At 72.4% G+C, this 13,907-nt stretch carries 14 protein-coding genes and 3 tRNA genes; 6 read left to right on the top strand and 11 right to left on the bottom strand.

Annotated features, from left to right (window positions below):
* Positions 1 to 84 precede the first annotated feature (84 nt).
* Positions 85 to 1,104 (bottom strand): NADP-dependent oxidoreductase, encoded by a 1,020-nt coding sequence (locus AB0C66_RS07650; RefSeq protein WP_362434168.1) that lies wholly within the window; start codon positions 1,102 to 1,104, stop codon positions 85 to 87.
* A 100-nt stretch (positions 1,105 to 1,204) separates the two neighbouring features.
* On the opposite strand from AB0C66_RS07650, the gene AB0C66_RS07645 reads away from it, so the two are divergent.
* Positions 1,205 to 1,633 (top strand): MarR family transcriptional regulator, encoded by a 429-nt coding sequence (locus AB0C66_RS07645; protein WP_362434166.1) that lies wholly within the window; start codon positions 1,205 to 1,207, stop codon positions 1,631 to 1,633.
* Positions 1,634 to 1,953: 320 nt separating this feature from the next.
* On the opposite strand, the gene AB0C66_RS07640 is transcribed toward AB0C66_RS07645, so the two are convergent.
* Together AB0C66_RS07640 and AB0C66_RS07635 are read right to left on the bottom strand one after the other, a co-directional pair.
* Positions 1,954 to 2,700, bottom strand: a complete 747-nt coding sequence (locus AB0C66_RS07640; protein ID WP_362434164.1) for a hypothetical protein — start codon at positions 2,698 to 2,700, stop codon at positions 1,954 to 1,956.
* Positions 2,701 to 2,871: 171 nt separating this feature from the next.
* Positions 2,872 to 3,741, bottom strand: a complete 870-nt coding sequence (locus AB0C66_RS07635) for an SMP-30/gluconolactonase/LRE family protein (RefSeq protein ID WP_362434162.1) — start codon at positions 3,739 to 3,741, stop codon at positions 2,872 to 2,874.
* Positions 3,742 to 3,793: 52 nt separating this feature from the next.
* On the opposite strand from AB0C66_RS07635, the gene AB0C66_RS07630 reads away from it, so the two are divergent.
* Positions 3,794 to 4,447 carry a hypothetical protein gene (locus AB0C66_RS07630; protein WP_362434159.1) on the top strand — a complete coding sequence of 218 codons (654 nt, stop codon included), beginning with the start codon at positions 3,794 to 3,796 and terminating at the stop codon, positions 4,445 to 4,447.
* Between the two features lie 17 nt (positions 4,448 to 4,464).
* On the opposite strand, the gene AB0C66_RS07625 is transcribed toward AB0C66_RS07630, so the two are convergent.
* From AB0C66_RS07625 to AB0C66_RS07610, 4 genes are all read right to left on the bottom strand, one after another.
* Entirely contained in the window at positions 4,465 to 4,890 is a 426-nt protein-coding gene (locus AB0C66_RS07625; RefSeq protein ID WP_362434157.1) for an OsmC family peroxiredoxin, read from the bottom strand.
* Positions 4,891 to 5,022: 132 nt separating this feature from the next.
* Positions 5,023 to 5,670, bottom strand: coding sequence for a histidine phosphatase family protein (locus AB0C66_RS07620; RefSeq protein ID WP_362434155.1), 648 nt, complete (start codon positions 5,668 to 5,670; stop codon positions 5,023 to 5,025).
* Between the two features lie 4 nt (positions 5,671 to 5,674).
* A complete protein-coding gene (trxA, locus tag AB0C66_RS07615; RefSeq protein WP_362434152.1) occupies positions 5,675 to 6,121 on the bottom strand; it encodes a thioredoxin in 447 nt (148 codons plus the stop codon).
* 110 nt (positions 6,122 to 6,231) lie between these two features.
* Positions 6,232 to 7,914: an FG-GAP-like repeat-containing protein gene (locus AB0C66_RS07610; RefSeq protein ID WP_362434149.1), complete on the bottom strand. Its 1,683-nt coding sequence runs from the start codon at positions 7,912 to 7,914 to the stop codon at positions 6,232 to 6,234.
* Between the two features lie 221 nt (positions 7,915 to 8,135).
* On the opposite strand from AB0C66_RS07610, the gene AB0C66_RS07605 reads away from it, so the two are divergent.
* Positions 8,136 to 9,014, top strand: coding sequence for an AraC family transcriptional regulator (locus tag AB0C66_RS07605; protein ID WP_362434146.1), 879 nt, complete (start codon positions 8,136 to 8,138; stop codon positions 9,012 to 9,014).
* Between the two features lie 243 nt (positions 9,015 to 9,257).
* Entirely contained in the window at positions 9,258 to 9,521 is a 264-nt protein-coding gene (locus tag AB0C66_RS07600) for a hypothetical protein (protein WP_362434144.1), read from the top strand.
* Between the two features lie 347 nt (positions 9,522 to 9,868).
* Here AB0C66_RS07600 and AB0C66_RS07595 read toward each other — a convergent pair.
* The 3 genes from AB0C66_RS07595 to AB0C66_RS07585 form a co-directional block, all read right to left on the bottom strand.
* Positions 9,869 to 9,942, bottom strand: a tRNA-Ile gene (locus tag AB0C66_RS07595).
* Between the two features lie 196 nt (positions 9,943 to 10,138).
* A tRNA-Asn gene (locus AB0C66_RS07590) sits at positions 10,139 to 10,214 on the bottom strand.
* A 5-nt stretch (positions 10,215 to 10,219) separates the two neighbouring features.
* Positions 10,220 to 10,292: transfer RNA gene (locus tag AB0C66_RS07585), tRNA-Asn, on the bottom strand.
* 224 nt (positions 10,293 to 10,516) lie between these two features.
* Between AB0C66_RS07585 and AB0C66_RS07580 the strand changes: the two genes are divergently transcribed.
* Together AB0C66_RS07580 and AB0C66_RS07575 are read left to right on the top strand one after the other, a co-directional pair.
* The gene (locus tag AB0C66_RS07580; RefSeq protein ID WP_362435566.1) at positions 10,517 to 10,789 is read left to right on the top strand and encodes a YtxH domain-containing protein; all 273 of its coding nucleotides are present in this window, start codon (positions 10,517 to 10,519) and stop codon (positions 10,787 to 10,789) included.
* Between the two features lie 25 nt (positions 10,790 to 10,814).
* On the top strand, positions 10,815 to 12,272 hold the full coding sequence (locus AB0C66_RS07575; protein ID WP_362434142.1) for an FGGY family carbohydrate kinase: 1,458 nt from the start codon (positions 10,815 to 10,817) through the stop codon (positions 12,270 to 12,272).
* A gap of 111 nt (positions 12,273 to 12,383) precedes the next feature.
* Here AB0C66_RS07575 and AB0C66_RS07570 read toward each other — a convergent pair whose 3' ends face one another.
* The gene (locus AB0C66_RS07570) at positions 12,384 to 13,775 is read right to left on the bottom strand and encodes an RNA polymerase sigma factor (protein ID WP_362434139.1); all 1,392 of its coding nucleotides are present in this window, start codon (positions 13,773 to 13,775) and stop codon (positions 12,384 to 12,386) included.
* Positions 13,776 to 13,907: the final 132 nt, after the last annotated feature.

Here is a 13,907-nt window from a genome sequence, read left to right as displayed (position 1 = left end):
AGCGCAGCGCGTCGGCGTACGCCGGAGGCCCCGGGGAAATCCCCGGGGCCACCCTGTGCGCCGCTGGTCCGGCCTTCGTGGAGCTCAGTCCTCGAAGGAGACGATCATCTTGCCGATGTTGTCGCCGCGCAGCACGCCGAGGAACGCGTCCACCCCGTTCTCCACGCCCTTCACGACCGTCTCGCGGTAGCGCAGCTCGCCGTCGCGGACCCAGGCCCCGACCTCCTCGAAGAACTGCTCCTTCAGGTGCTGGTGGTCGGAGACGAGCATGCCCTGAATCCGCAGCCGCTTGCCGATGACCAGCCCGAGGTTGCGCGGGGCGGCGGGCGGCTCGGTGACGTTGTACTGGGCGATCATGCCGCAGACGGTGATCCGGCCGTGCAGGTTGAGCCGGTCGATGGCGGCTTCGAGGTGGTCACCGCCGACGTTGTCGAAGTAGACGTCGATCCCGTCGGGCGCGGCCTCCTTCAGCTGCTCGGTGACCGAACCCGTCTTGTAGTTGAACGCGGCGTCGAAGCCGTACTCGTCGACCAGCAGCCGGACCTTCTCGTCCGTGCCCGCGCTGCCGATCACCCGGGAGGCGCCCTTGAGCTTGGCGATCTGGCCGACCTGGCTGCCGACGGCGCCCGCGGCACCGGAGACGAAGACCGCGTCGCCCTCCTTGAAGGACGCCACCTCCAGCAGACCCGCGTAGGCGGTGAGGCCGGTCATGCCGAGCACACCGAGGTAGGCGGGGAGCGGGGCGGTCTCCGGGCTGACCTTGACCGCGCTCTTGTCCGCCACCACCGCGTACTCGCGCCAGCCGCTGGAGTGCAGTACGTGGTCGCCGACCTCGATGCCGTCCGCGTTGGAGACGAGCACCTTGCCGACCGCGCCACCCTCCATGGGCTGGTCCAGCTGGAAGGGCGGCACATACGACTTCACATCGTTCATCCGGCCGCGCATGTACGGGTCCACCGACATGTAGAGGTTGCGGACCAGGATCTCTCCGGGGCCCGGCTCGGCGACGGGGACCTCGCGCAGCGCGAAGTCCTCCGGCTTGGGCCAGCCCTGCGGGCGGGCGACGAGATGCCATTCGCGGCCGGTGGCGGGGGTGACGGACATGAGAAGGGGCCTCCCTCGTAGCGGAGAAATACTTCAGCAGGTGAAACAATCATGCACCTGGATATTTCATGTTGTCAAGTAAATGGGTATCCTGGTGCCCATGGCATCCCGCATCGATCCGCTGACCCTCGAGGTCGTCGAGCTCATCGGCACCGTCGTGGCCCGCTACCACGAGGAGTACGAGGAGGCGGCGGCCAAGCACGCCCTGACCGGAGCGCAGGCCAGGGTCCTGGGGCTGCTCTCCCGGGGCCCCATCCCTATGCGGCGGATAGCCCAGCAGCTGAAGTGCGAGCCGTCGAACGTCACGGGGATCGTGGACCGGCTGGAGTCCCGTGGGCTCGTCGAGCGCCGTCTCGATCCCGCCGACCGGCGGGTCAAGCTGGCCGCGGCCACCGAGGCGGGCAAGGAGACCTCCGACCGGCTGCGCGGCTCGCTCGACTTCGCCCGCGAGCCGCTGGCCGGGCTCTCGGCCCACGAGCGCACGGTCCTGCGGGACCTGCTGCGGCGGATGCTCGGCATCGAGCCCTGAGACCGCTCACCGCTCCGGCTGCCGCCGGGTGCCTCACCGACCGCTGAGCGCGCCGCGGGAAGTGCCGCGAAGTGCCGTCATGCGTCCGCGGCCACGTCGTGGCCGGTCGCGCAGTTCCCCGCGCCCCTTCGGGGCGCAGATCCGAACGGCACGGGCTAGGTCGTGTCGTTCGGATCTTCGCGGATCAGGCCGCGGCGTCGGATGCGGTGCATCGCAAGGCGGAGCCTGACCCGCGTACTGGGCGTACTCGGGTCTGGCGACAACGCCGCGAGGTGCCGTAGCCGGCGTCGCGGACCCGCGAAAGATCCGAACGGCACGGCCTAGGTGCACCACCAGAGGAAGCGGTTGCAGGTCTCGGACGGTGTCGGGGTCGGGGTCGGCGCGGACGTCCCCGGCGTGGTCGGACGCGGCTGCGACGGCGGGGACGGCTGGGTGGTGCCGGCTCCGCCGGTGGCCGGGGCCGAGGGGTCCGGTGCGCCGGAGACCGGGGTGCCGGGCGCGGACGAGGAGGCGTGCTTCGCCTTCTTCCCGTCCTCGCCCTTCTTGTGGTCGCGGTCCTCGGTGTCCCCGTCCGGACGGCCGCTCCCGGTGGACGCGGCCGTACTCGGCCCGCCGCTGTCCCGCGCGACGGGCTCGGCGGACTCCGTCACCCCGCCGCCGTGGTCGGCCACCGGCTTCTCGCGGGCGGGCGCCGGGGCCGACTCCCGGAAGTACCCCTCGTTCGCCAGCTCCGCCACGAACAGCGCGGCCAGCACCGGGCCCAGCACCGCGGCCACGACGATCCTCCGGCGACCGCGCCCCGGCCGGGCCCGGCGCGCACGGCCCCCGCGCACGACCCCGCGGGACTTGGGCTTACGGCGGCTGGCGGCGGACGGCGTCTTCTGCGCCCTGCGCCGTTCCGCACGCGTCATCGGCGCATCGGAGGCGTCATCGGCGCCCGCCGCGCCCGCTCGCGCCGCCGCACCCGAACCGGCCCTGGGCAGCTCCAGTTCCTCAACGGGCTTCCCGCATCCGGGGCAGGAGAGCGCGCCGTTGAGATGGCGTCGGCAGGGAGGGCAGTAATCCATGACGCGGGGCAGGTTATGTGACCGCTGAACAATGCCGATACCGGCGTGTGTGAGGATCCTGTGCAGGGAGCCACCGGAACGGCCGCCCCGGGCCCGGCTCGCCGTGGTCCGGGCCCGACCCGCCGTGGTTCGGTCCTGGTCTGCGGGGAAAGCCCCTGGTCCTGCCCGGTTTCAGCCCGCGAAGGCGGGTTGCGCCCGACCTCGTCCGGCACCCGGGACGACCAGCAGCGATCCCGCGAGCGGAGCCGCGGCGGGGTTGACGCCGACCCGGGCGGTGGTCACATACAGATCGGTGAGATCCGGGCCGCCGAAGGCACACGCGGTGGGGCGCGGCACCGGAAGCTCCACCACCCGATCGAGTGTGCCGTCGGGGGCGTAACGACGGATCGCGCCACCGTCCCACAGGGCGACCCAGACCGCTCCCTCGGCGTCCACGCACAGCCCGTCCGGCTGGCCCGCGCCCTCCTCCAGCCGTACGAACGGCCGCCGGGCGGAGAACTCCGCCGGTCCGCGGCCGCCGTCCCCATCGAAGACGTCGACACGGCGGGTGGGGGTGTCGACGTAGTACATCAGCCGGCCGTCCGGGCTCCAGCCGATGCCGTTGCTGACCGCGACATCCGACAGGACGTCCGTACGGCCGCCGTCGGGGGCGATCCGGGTGAGCGTGCCACCGCCGGGCGCCGCGTCGTAGCGCATCGTGCCCGCCCACAGCGAACCGTCGGGGGCCACGGCCGCGTCATTGCCACGGCGGCCGGGGACCACCTCGCGCAGCAGCCAGCGGAAGCCGCCGTCGGCGCCGTAGAGCCCGACGCCGTCACGGAGGTTGACGACGAGGCCGCCGCGCGCGCGGGGCTTGGCCGCGCCGATGTGCTGCTCGGTGGCGAGGGTGGTGCGGTCGCCGGTGGCCGGATCGTAGGTGTGGACGCGGGCGGCGAGGATGTCCACCCAGATCAGCCGCCGGGCGGTGGGGTCCCAGGTGGGGCCCTCGCCGAGCGAGGCGGTGGCGCGGACCGCGATGTCGAACGTCTGCCGTCGGACCATCTCTGGAGCCTGGCCCATGAGCCGGGTGGCAAACCTGCGTCAGGATGGGGACATGGCTTCCGCGTCCTCGTTCCCCGGGACACCCGGGTCCCCCGGGTCCGAACCGTTTCCCGCGCCCTTCCCCTTCGTACTCGTCCTGCTGCGGCGGATGGCCGACTTCCAGCCCGGGCTGGTCGAGGACGCGCTGCGGGAGCTGGGGTTCGGACGCGCCGTGATGCGCGAGGCCAACCGCCGCTGGCAGGCGATGCAGCGGTCGCCGCGGCGGCGACCCGCCGTCGCCCGCTACCGCTCGGTGCTCGGCCCGCCCGAGACCACCGCGAAGCGCCGGATCGGCGATCTGACCTGCGATGCGCTGAGCTGGCCGGTGCCCCTGTGGCCGGATCTGCGGTTCGAGGTGCTCACCGCGCCCGGCGGGGCGGTGTGGAACGAGTGGCTGGTCCGTGCACCGGGCGCGGCCGGACCGGCCCTCCGTACGGCCGCCGACCTGGACCCCTGGTCCTGCACGGTGGACGAGGTGGCGCGGGCCTTCGCGCCCGCGCGGCCCATGGAGGGCTCGGCGCCCACCCGTTGGCGGCTGGCCTTCGACGCCCCGGACGGCGCTCCGGACGGCGCCCCAGAAACGCAGACAGGTGAACTCCGCCCGTACGTGGCGGAGTTCACCTGGGGTCTGCTTCAGCGCGTGGAACGGGTGGACCCCGCCAACTGACCTCGCGCCAACGGAAATCAGGCCAGCTTCGCCGACAGGGTGATCTCCGTACCGGCGAGCGCCTGGCTCACCGGGCAGTTCTTCTTGGCGTCCTCGGCGGCCGCGACGAACGCCGCCTCGTCCAGGCCCTCGACCGAGCCCTCCACGGTGAGGTGGATCCCGGTGATACCGGTGCCGGGCTGGAAGGTGACATCGGCCTGGGTGGTCAGCTGCGTCGGCGGGGTCCCGGCCTGGGTCAGGCCGTGCGACAGCGCCATCGAGAAGCAGCTGGAGTGCGCGGCGGCGATCAGCTCCTCGGGGCTGGTCTTGCCGTTCGCCTGCTCGGCGCGGGACGGCCAGGAGACCGGCTGCTCGCCGATCCCGGACGAGTCGAAGGTGACGACTCCCTTGCCCTCGGCCAGATTGCCGTTCCAGACGGTGTGCGCGGTGCGCGTCGTAGCCATGCTCGCTGTTCCCTGCTTTCTGTCAGGTGACGTCGTCAGGTGACGTCGTCAGGTGACGTACCACGGGGCGTTCGGTCCGATCATCCGGCCGTGGCCGCACCGCTGCCGGTTGCGACCCGCCCGGAGGCCGGGCTACGAGCCTACGTTCCAGGCGACAACCGCCGGGCGGCCGTGCTCGGTTCCCAGTCGACTGAGGGTCGCGGTGTCGAGGCGGAAGAGGGCTCCGGCGGCCGGGGGCAGGCCCAGCCGACGGGCGGTGAGCACCCGCAGGACATGGCCGTGGGCGACCAGGACGACATCACCGCCGCCGGATGCCGCCGCCCCGTTCGGCGCGCTGTCGTCCGCGTCCGGCGCGCTGTCGTCCGCGTCCAGTTCGGGCGCGATCCGGGCCAGTACCCGGTCGACCCGGGCCCCGATCTGCTCGGGTGACTCACCGGGGTGCTCGGCGTCGCCCGGTGCCACCCCGTCGGTCCACAGGTTCCAGCCGGGGCGGGTGCGGTGGATCTCGGCGGTGGTGATGCCCTCGTAGCCGCCGTAGTCCCATTCGTGCAGATCGGGCTCGGTGCGCGCGCCGTCGAGCCCGGCGAGCCGCGCGGTGTGCGCGGCCCGGCCCAGTGGGCTGACCAGGACCAGCCCGATCTTCCGCTCGGCGAGCAGCGGGCGCAGCGCGCGGGCCTGGTCCTCCCCGCGCGCCGTCAGGGGCTGCTCGGTCCAGCTGGTGTGCTTCCCCGACCGGCTCCACTCGGTTTCGCCGTGGCGGATCAGCACCAGCTCGCTCATGCCGTCAGACGCCTTCGCTTGGCTCGCCCGCGCCGGAGCCGTCCTGGGGCGCCCGCTCCTTGTTCGCCTCGGCGTTCGCCGCGGCGCTCTCGGCGGTGGCGATGTCGGCGCGGACCTTGTCCATGTCGAGGGCCCGGGCCTGGCCGATGACGTCCTCCAGCGCCTCCGCGGGGAGGGCGCCCGGCTGGGCGAAGACCGCGATGTTCTCACGCACGATCATCAGCGTGGGGATGGACTGGATGTCGAAGGCGGCGGCGAGCTCGGGCTGTGCCTCGGTGTCGACCTTGGCGAAGGTCAGGTCCTGGTGACGCTCCGCCGACCGCTCGTACACGGGGGCGAACATCCGGCACGGTCCGCACCAGGACGCCCAGAAGTCGATCAATACGAAGCCACTTCCCGAGACGATCTCGTCGAAGTTGTCCTTCGTGAGTTCAACGGTGCTCGTGCTCATGCCTGAGTTCCCGCTTCCGTACGTCGGCAGTTGCCACGACGGTAACCCCTCTCCTCCGTCCGGTATTCCTCGGGGCCGTCCTGCCGCAGGTCAGGGGCGTGCTACGGGGGTCAGCGGGTCCGGTAGCGGATACCGAGACCGGCGGGGGTGAAGCGGTCGACGGCGCGGGTGGCCAGCCCGTGCCCGGTGCCGCGGAACACCCAGAAACCGCCGGTCCTGCCGCGTCCGTAGCCGGGCGCGGCGGCGATCACATCGGCGTGGCCGTCCCCGTCGACGTCGAGCAGCGGGGTCTGTGGTGCGAAGGCGTCGAAGCCGTGGGGTGTGTGGCCGCCGGGCACACCGGGGGTGTCGAGGTCGATGGTCTGTGCCCGCTCCCGGCCCGTGCCCTTGGGGTCGTCCTCGCCCTCGGGGTCGGCCGTGGGCGGGGCGTATCCGCGGTCGCCCTGGCCGAGCCCGCAGCCCGGCAGCAGGGTCAGCCGCCCGTTGCCACGGCCCTTCTCCGGCGCGGCCACCACCAGATCGGGGCGGTCGTCGGAGGTGATGTCACCCACGGCCGGGGCCGCGCCGAAACCGTCGTCGCTCTCCGGCTTCCCGGGTACGCCAGGGGTGGACTGGTCGATCAACCAATCGGAACTCCCTTTGCCCAGACCGGACTTGGAGCCGTGGACGACGGTCAGTCGGCCGGAGGGTTCCGGTGTCCCGGCCGGGCCACGGCGGTGGTCCCCGTCGGTGTCGGTGGGCCCGTCGGTGTCGGTGGGCCCGTCGGCGTCGGTGGGTCCGTCGGTGTCGGTGGGCCGGAGGGCCGGGCCGCTTTCGCCGGGTGCGAGCAGATCGTCGATGCCGTCGCCGTCGATGTCCCCGGCCGAGGGCTCACGCGGTCCGTCCGCCGTCTCCAGGGCGTGGTCGAGGCGCGCCTCCGGCCGTCTGTCCCGGACCAGCCCCTTTGAGCCGCCCCGGTAGTGGACGACGGGTGTGAGCAGCTCCGCGGGAGCGGGTGCGGGCGCGTCCTGGTCGGCGTCCTGGTCCTGCTGCGCGTCCTGCCGGTAGGTGAGTACGAGGTCGGTGCGCCGGTCGCCGTCGAAGTCCCCGGCGGTGGCACTGGCCGGGGCCAGGTCCCGCGGCTGTGCCCCGCCCTTGTCCCGGCCACCGTCGGGGAGGTGTGGGTCGCGGGCGCGCGGGAGGGGCGTGCTGCGGGCGGGTTCGCCGGTGCTGGTGCCGAACGGACCGTAGAGCACCCGCACCGCACCGGTCCGGCGGGTGTGACCGGAGGCGAGCAGATCCGGCGCCCCGTCGCCGTTGAAGTCACCGGCGGCGAGCGCGGTGAGCCCGTCGCCGCCCAGGGGCCGCGGCCGCTCCAGCCCCTTGCGTCCGCCGCGCAGCACCACCGTCTGGCCGGTCCGCTCGCCGCCGGGCGCAGCGGCGTGGGCCCAGCGCGCCGTCACCAGGTCGGTGTAGCCGTCGCGGTCGAGGTCGACGCGGAGCAGCGGACCCACGTAGTCGTCCTCGGGGACGTCGACGACCAGCCGTCGGTGCGGGTCGAGGCCGCGGGAGGAGCCGTAGACGACGGCCAGCCTGCTGGGCAACGGGCCCCGGGAGGCGCTGGTGGGCCGGATGGTGGTGGCGAAGTCGTCGTAGCCGTCGCCGTTGAAGTCCCCGGGCGAGACGCGGCCGTTCGTGGTGTTGCCCCCGCGCGTGGGGGAGCGCGAGGTGTCGGCGCCCTCCCCCACGCTGCATCCGGCCAGGAGGACAACGGCGAAGGCGGTCGCGGTGGCGACGTGAACGAGCGGACGCACAGCGGCACCTCGGGGGCGGTCGACGGTTGCGGACGTCTTTCGCGGACAACGGCTTCTGTGAGCAAGGACCCCGCGACGGGCCCCCGGGTTGCTCGTCCCGGCCCCGGTCCGTTCGGTACGGGGCGATCGTTCCGGGCACGGAATGTCGGGTGCGGCAGGGCGGGCCCTCCCTAGCGTGAAGGGGCACGCAGAGAAAGAGGAGAGGAAGGAGGCCGGGGAGAGTGCTGGAGCGGCTGAACCAGGCCATGGACCACATCGAGGACCGTCTCGACCACGAGATCGACGCGGCCGAACTGGCGCGGATCGCCGTCACCTCGGAATACCACTTCCGACGGCTGTTCTCCGCGCTCGCGGGCATGCCGCTGTCCGTCTATGTCCGGCGTCGGCGGCTGACGGTCGCGGGCGCCGAAGTGCTCGCCGGACAGCGCACCCTGCTCGACATCGCGACGCACTACGGGTACGGCTCGGGCGAGGCGTTCGCCCGCGCGTTCCGTGCGATGCACGGCGTCGGTCCGGGGGAGGCCAGACGCGACGGCGCCGCTCTTCACTCCCAGCCACGGATGTCCTTCCGCCTCATCGTCGAAGGGAGCGGCAGCATGCGATATCGGATCGTCGAGAAGGAGGAATTCCGGGTGGTGGGCAGGAAGGCCCGCATCCCACTGGTCCACGAGGGGCTCAACTCGGCCATCGTGGATTTCGTACGGAGCATCGCCCCGGAGACACTGACCCGGCTCGAGGAGCTGAGCGACCAGGAGCCGCGGGGGATCGTGGCCGTGACGGACAACCTCGACGAAAGCCGTGCCGAGGGCACCGAACTCGACTACTACCACGCGGTGGTGACGGGCGAGGGCGCGTTGGCCGGGGACGGCGGGGGCCTGGACACCCTCACCGTCCCGGCCGGGGCATGGGCGGTGTTCGAGGTCTCGGGCGAGTTCCCGCGGGCGATCCAGGACCTGTGGCGGGATGTGTTCACCCAGTGGTTCCCGTCCAACCCGTATCGGAGCAGGCCCGGACCGGAGATCCTGCGGACCAGGCCCTCGGAGGACGGACGTCAGGGGGACGCCGAGCTGTGGATCCCCGTCGAGGCCGCCGCGGTGTGACGCTGGGCGAGGGCGAGGATCATGGCGGCGTTCCGTCGAAGATCAGCCCGACGCCCATGTTGTCCTTGATGAACCGGGCGATCCGTCGCCGGGGCGCCGCCGATCGGCGGAATCCTTTGGGCAGAACCAGCGTATTGCCGGACCGGTCGAGTTACCCGTCGCCGCGTCGGCCGGGGTACGTGCGCGGCTCCCCGTTAGATCTGATGGTCAGATTTGGCCACATGGCTCACCCGGAGGAATCGCATGCGAATCGGTAAGAAGGCAGCCCTGATGGCTGCGGCGTCCGCGACGCTGGTGCTGGTCGGCGCGGGGAGTGCGGCCGCGTACGGGGTGCCGGCCGCCGGGAAAGGCGGCACGGGCAACGGTCTGGGCGGCGGCGGGTTCAGCCTGATCTTCCAGACGAACGACTGCGATGCCGCGTCCGGCACCATCGCCCCGGTCGGCGGGGCCGCTCCGGTCGGCGACACCTCGATCGGCGGCCACTGCTCCAACATCGCCAGCGGCTGACCGCTGGCGCATGGCGCTCCGGCGTTCCCCTCGGCCCCGGCTCGAGGGGGCGTCGGCGGCGCCGGGCGCCGGTGACCGATTCGCGGAGCTCGTGGGTCGAGCTCTCGAAGAGGAACGCGGTCAGGGGCGGGAGTTGGCCACACCAAGAGAGCGTGCGGCCACGGTGGCGCCGCCGCTCGTGTCCCTTCGGGCGTCCGGCTCGTTCTCTCACTACGGGACACGATCGTGGGCGACGTCGTTCCCGTGCTGACACCCTGGTGCGCGGTATCGTGCGACACCCCGCCCCAAAGAGATCGTTCCCGACCTGTCAGACCAGGTCAGGAACGTTTTCGCGAACATCCGCGCGGTGGGGCGGGTGGGACTCGAACCCACGGCCGACGGATTATGAGTCCGCTGCTCTAACCGGCTGAGCTACCGCCCCGTAACGGCGCGCCTTCACGGTCGTGCGCGCCGTCTGCCGCAGCATAGCCGCTCATACGATCTGCTGCTTCAGCAGGCCGATGTTGGACGCCTCGGCGGCTCGATCATGGCTTGATCTTGTTCTGCCGCCGTCCAGGGCACCCTTGTCCGGCAGGAATCCTGGGCATGAAAAAGGGCCCCTCAGGGCCCTCTCCCGCTGGCTCCCCCGACTGGACTCGAACCAGTAACCCTCCGGTTAACAGCCGAATGCTCTGCCAATTGAGCTACAGGGGACCGAGCTCCCCCGACTGGACTCGAACCAGTAACCTGCCGGTTAACAGCCGGCTGCTCTGCCAATTGAGCTACAGGGGATTGCTCCGTGTGCCTCGACCGCGCCCCCGTCCGGTGCTCCCGGAGGGCGTGCGTTCGCTGCGACACATACATTAGCGCAAGCAGGGGGGTGCTCCGCCAATCGGTATCCCCGTGTGGGGCCGTCGGATGATCTCTTGATGATCTGTGGGTGATCTGCGGCACGGGCGGGTAGGCGCAGCACGACCCCGGGGTCCGATGTGAAGGACAACCAGAAGGGCAGGTCGATGCGCTACCGGCTGACGTTCATCACCGGGCTGGCTGTTGGTTACGTACTGGGCACGCGGGCCGGCCGCGAGCGGTACGAGCAGCTGCGCAGCTGTGCGCAGCGGTTCGCACACAACCCTGCCGTCCGCAACACCGCCGAATCGGCCGCGCACGGCGGTCGGCAGGCCGCCGCCAAGGCGCTCGGCAAGGTGCGCCCGCTGCGCGAGCGGATCGGCGGGCAGCGCGAGGAGCGGGTCATGGAGGAGGACGACTGGGGCACCAGCAACACCTAGTGCCCACGGTGGCATCATCTGGTCCATGGGGATAGTCGCCGGGTTGGACAGTTCGTCCGACAGCACACGAATCGTCGTCTGTGACACAGATACGGGAGCCGTACTCAAACAGGGGTACGCCCCGCATCAAGCCGTCGGCGACGACGGCTCCCCACATGACGTGGACCCGCAGTCCTGGCTGCTCTCCCTCGGTGAGGCCGCCGAGGGCGGGCTGCTGGAGGGGGTGCAGGCCATCGGCGTCTCGGCACAGCCGCACGGGCTGCTCGCGCTGGATTCGGGCGGCGGGCTGGTGCGCCCCGCGCTGGTGGGCAACGACAAGCGCGCCCAGTCCGCGGCGGCCGACGTCATCGAGGCGCTCGGTGGCCGCAGCGCGTGGGCCCAGGCCGTCGGCGCGGTGCCGACCGCCACCCAGGCGATCGCCAAGCTGCGCTGGCTGACCCGTACCGAACCGGACGCGGCGCGCCGCGTCGCCGAGCTGATGCAGCCGCACGACTGGCTGGTGTGGCAGCTGCTCGGGCGGCCGCACCGGCGTACGACCGACCGGGGCACGGCCTCCGGCACCGGCTACTGGTCGGCCGCCACCGGCTCCTGGCGCCCGGACCTCGTCGAGCTGGCGCTCGGCCATCAGGTGCGGCTGCCCGAGGTGATCGGCCCCGCCGAGGTGGCCGGGCACACCCCCGAGGGGCTGATGATCTCCGCCGGGACCGGCGAGACGATGGCCGCCGCCTTCGGGCTCGGCGTCGGCCTCGGGGACGCGGTGATCTCGCTCGGGGCGTCGGGTTCGGTCTTCTCCGTCCACCATGAGGCGCTGGCCGATCCGACCGGCACGATCCTTTCGTACGCGGATGCCACCGGGATGCATCTGCCGGTGGTGCACACGCTCAACGCCGTACGGGCGCTGCGCGGCACCGCCGAGCTGCTCGGCACGGACCTGGAGGGGCTGTCCGCGCTCGCGCTGAAGTCCAGCCCCGGTTCGTACGGGCTGGTGCTGCTGCCGTATCTGGAGGGTGAACGCACCCCCCACCTGCCGCACACCGCCGGAACGCTCACCGGGCTGCGGCGTGAGTCGATGAAGCCCGAGCACCTCGCGCGCGCCGCCTTCGAGGGCATGCTGTGCGGGCTCGCGGACGCGCTGGACGTCCTGCGCGGCCGCGGGGTCCAGGTGCGGCGGGTCTTCCTGCTCGGGCCCGCGGCCGATCTCCAGGCCGTACGGGCCATCGCGCCCGCGCTGCTGGGCGCGCAGGTCGTGGTCCCGCAGCCCGCGGACTACGCGGCCATCGGCGCGGCCCGGCAGGCCGCCTGGGCGCTCGGCGCCGCGCATGGCACCCTCTCGCCGCATGAGCCGCCCCGCTGGCCGGCGGCGGCCAGCCAGGTCTTCGAACCGGGTGCGGAGCTGGCCGTGGGGCAGGCGGTGCGGCAGCAGTACGTGACGGTGCGCGAGCAGATCCATCCGGGTGCCTTCGAGGGCGAGGCGGGCGGCTAGGCCGTGTCGTTCGGATCTTTCGCGGGTCCGCGAAGATCCAAACGACACGACCTAGGTCCGGTCCGGTGGATCCGCTGAGGACCCGCCGGGCAGGGCCGAGGCGGACACGCCCTAGTCCAGATAGCCGCGGAGCTGGTCGGCGAAGGCGTGGTCGCGGAGCTTGTTGAGCGTCTTCGACTCGATCTGGCGGATCCGTTCCCGGGTCACACCGAAGATCCGGCCGATCTCCTCCAGCGTCCGCGGGCGGCCGTCCACCAGCCCGTAACGGAGCTGGACGACCTTGCGCTCGCGCTCGCCGAGGGTGGACAGCACGGCCTCCAGATGCTCGCGCAGCAGCAGGAAGGCCGCGGACTCCACGGGGGACGCGGCGTCGCCGTCCTCGATGAGGTCGCCGAGGGCGACGTCGTCCTCCTCGCCGACCGGCGCGTGCAGCGAGACGGGCTCCTGGGCCAGCCGCAGCACCTCGGTGACCCGCTCCGGGGTGAGGTCGAGCTGGACGGCGACCTCCTCGGGGGTGGGTTCGTAGCCGCGCTCCTGGAGCATCCGGCGCTGTACCCGGACCACCCGGTTGATCAGCTCGACCACATGCACCGGGACCCGGATGGTCCGGGCCTGGTCGGCCAGGGCGCGGGACATGGCCTGGCGGATCCACCAGGTCGCGTACGTCGAGAACTTGTAGCCACGCGCGTAGTCGAACTTCTCGACCGCGCGGATCAGGCCGAGATTGCCCTCCTGGACCAGGTCGAGCATGGTCAGTCCGCGGCCGATGTAGCGCTTGGCGACCGATACGACGAGGCGGAGGTTGGCCTCGATCAGCCGGCGCTTGGCCATCCGGCCCTGGACCACCAACCGGTCCAGGTCCAGGGCGAGTTGGGTGTCGAGGTCGGCGGCGCTGCCGAGCTTCTCCTCGGCGAACAGGCCCGCCTCGACCCGGCGCGCGAGGTCCACCTCCTCGGCCGCGGAGAGCAGCGGGACGCGGCCGATCTCCCGCAGGTACTGCCGGAAGAGGTCGGAGGACGGGCCGCTGGTGTCGGGCCGCAGGGCCGACGGCGGTGGCGCCGCCTCGGGCTCGTCGGGTTCGTCGGCCGTCGCTTCGGGCTCGTCGGACCGGTCCGGTGGCTCCGGTGGGTCCGCGGCCTCGGACGGGGCACGCCGTCTGTCCGGCCCGGCCCGCTCGGCTCCGTCTGGTGACGCCGTCACATCCCTTGCCCCCTCCGGTCCGGCGTCCGGCGCGCCCGAGGAGTCCGCGGACCGCGGCGGCGCGGCCGGTTCCACGCCGGGCGAGGGGGCTGGCCGGGAGTGCGGTGGCGCGGCCGGGGCCGCATCGGTGAGGGTCTGGGTCTGCACGGGGGCGACCTCCAGGGTGATCGCTGCTGAGGCGGCAGAACGATCGGGTACGGATGCGGCGGCCACGCCGCCGTCCGTCCCGTACATCATGAGTGGATCTGCGGGGGAATCCGGCACTGGCCGGTCAACACCGCCGCGCTCCGAGGACTCAGGCACCGCCCCCAGTGTGGAGTACGAGACAGGCCCGCCACGAGGGGCGTGCGGGCACTTTTTGCTCAGCGGCCCGTGACCGGCCGACTACCCGGCGGCTACACCTATCGCCCGGGGGCGCTTCCCGTGGGGCTCCCG

It is taken from the genome of Streptomyces sp. NPDC048636, assembly GCF_040650655.1.
Classification (GTDB): Bacteria; Actinomycetota; Actinomycetes; order Streptomycetales; family Streptomycetaceae; genus Streptomyces.
This window is presented reverse-complemented; position numbering and strand designations above follow the sequence as displayed.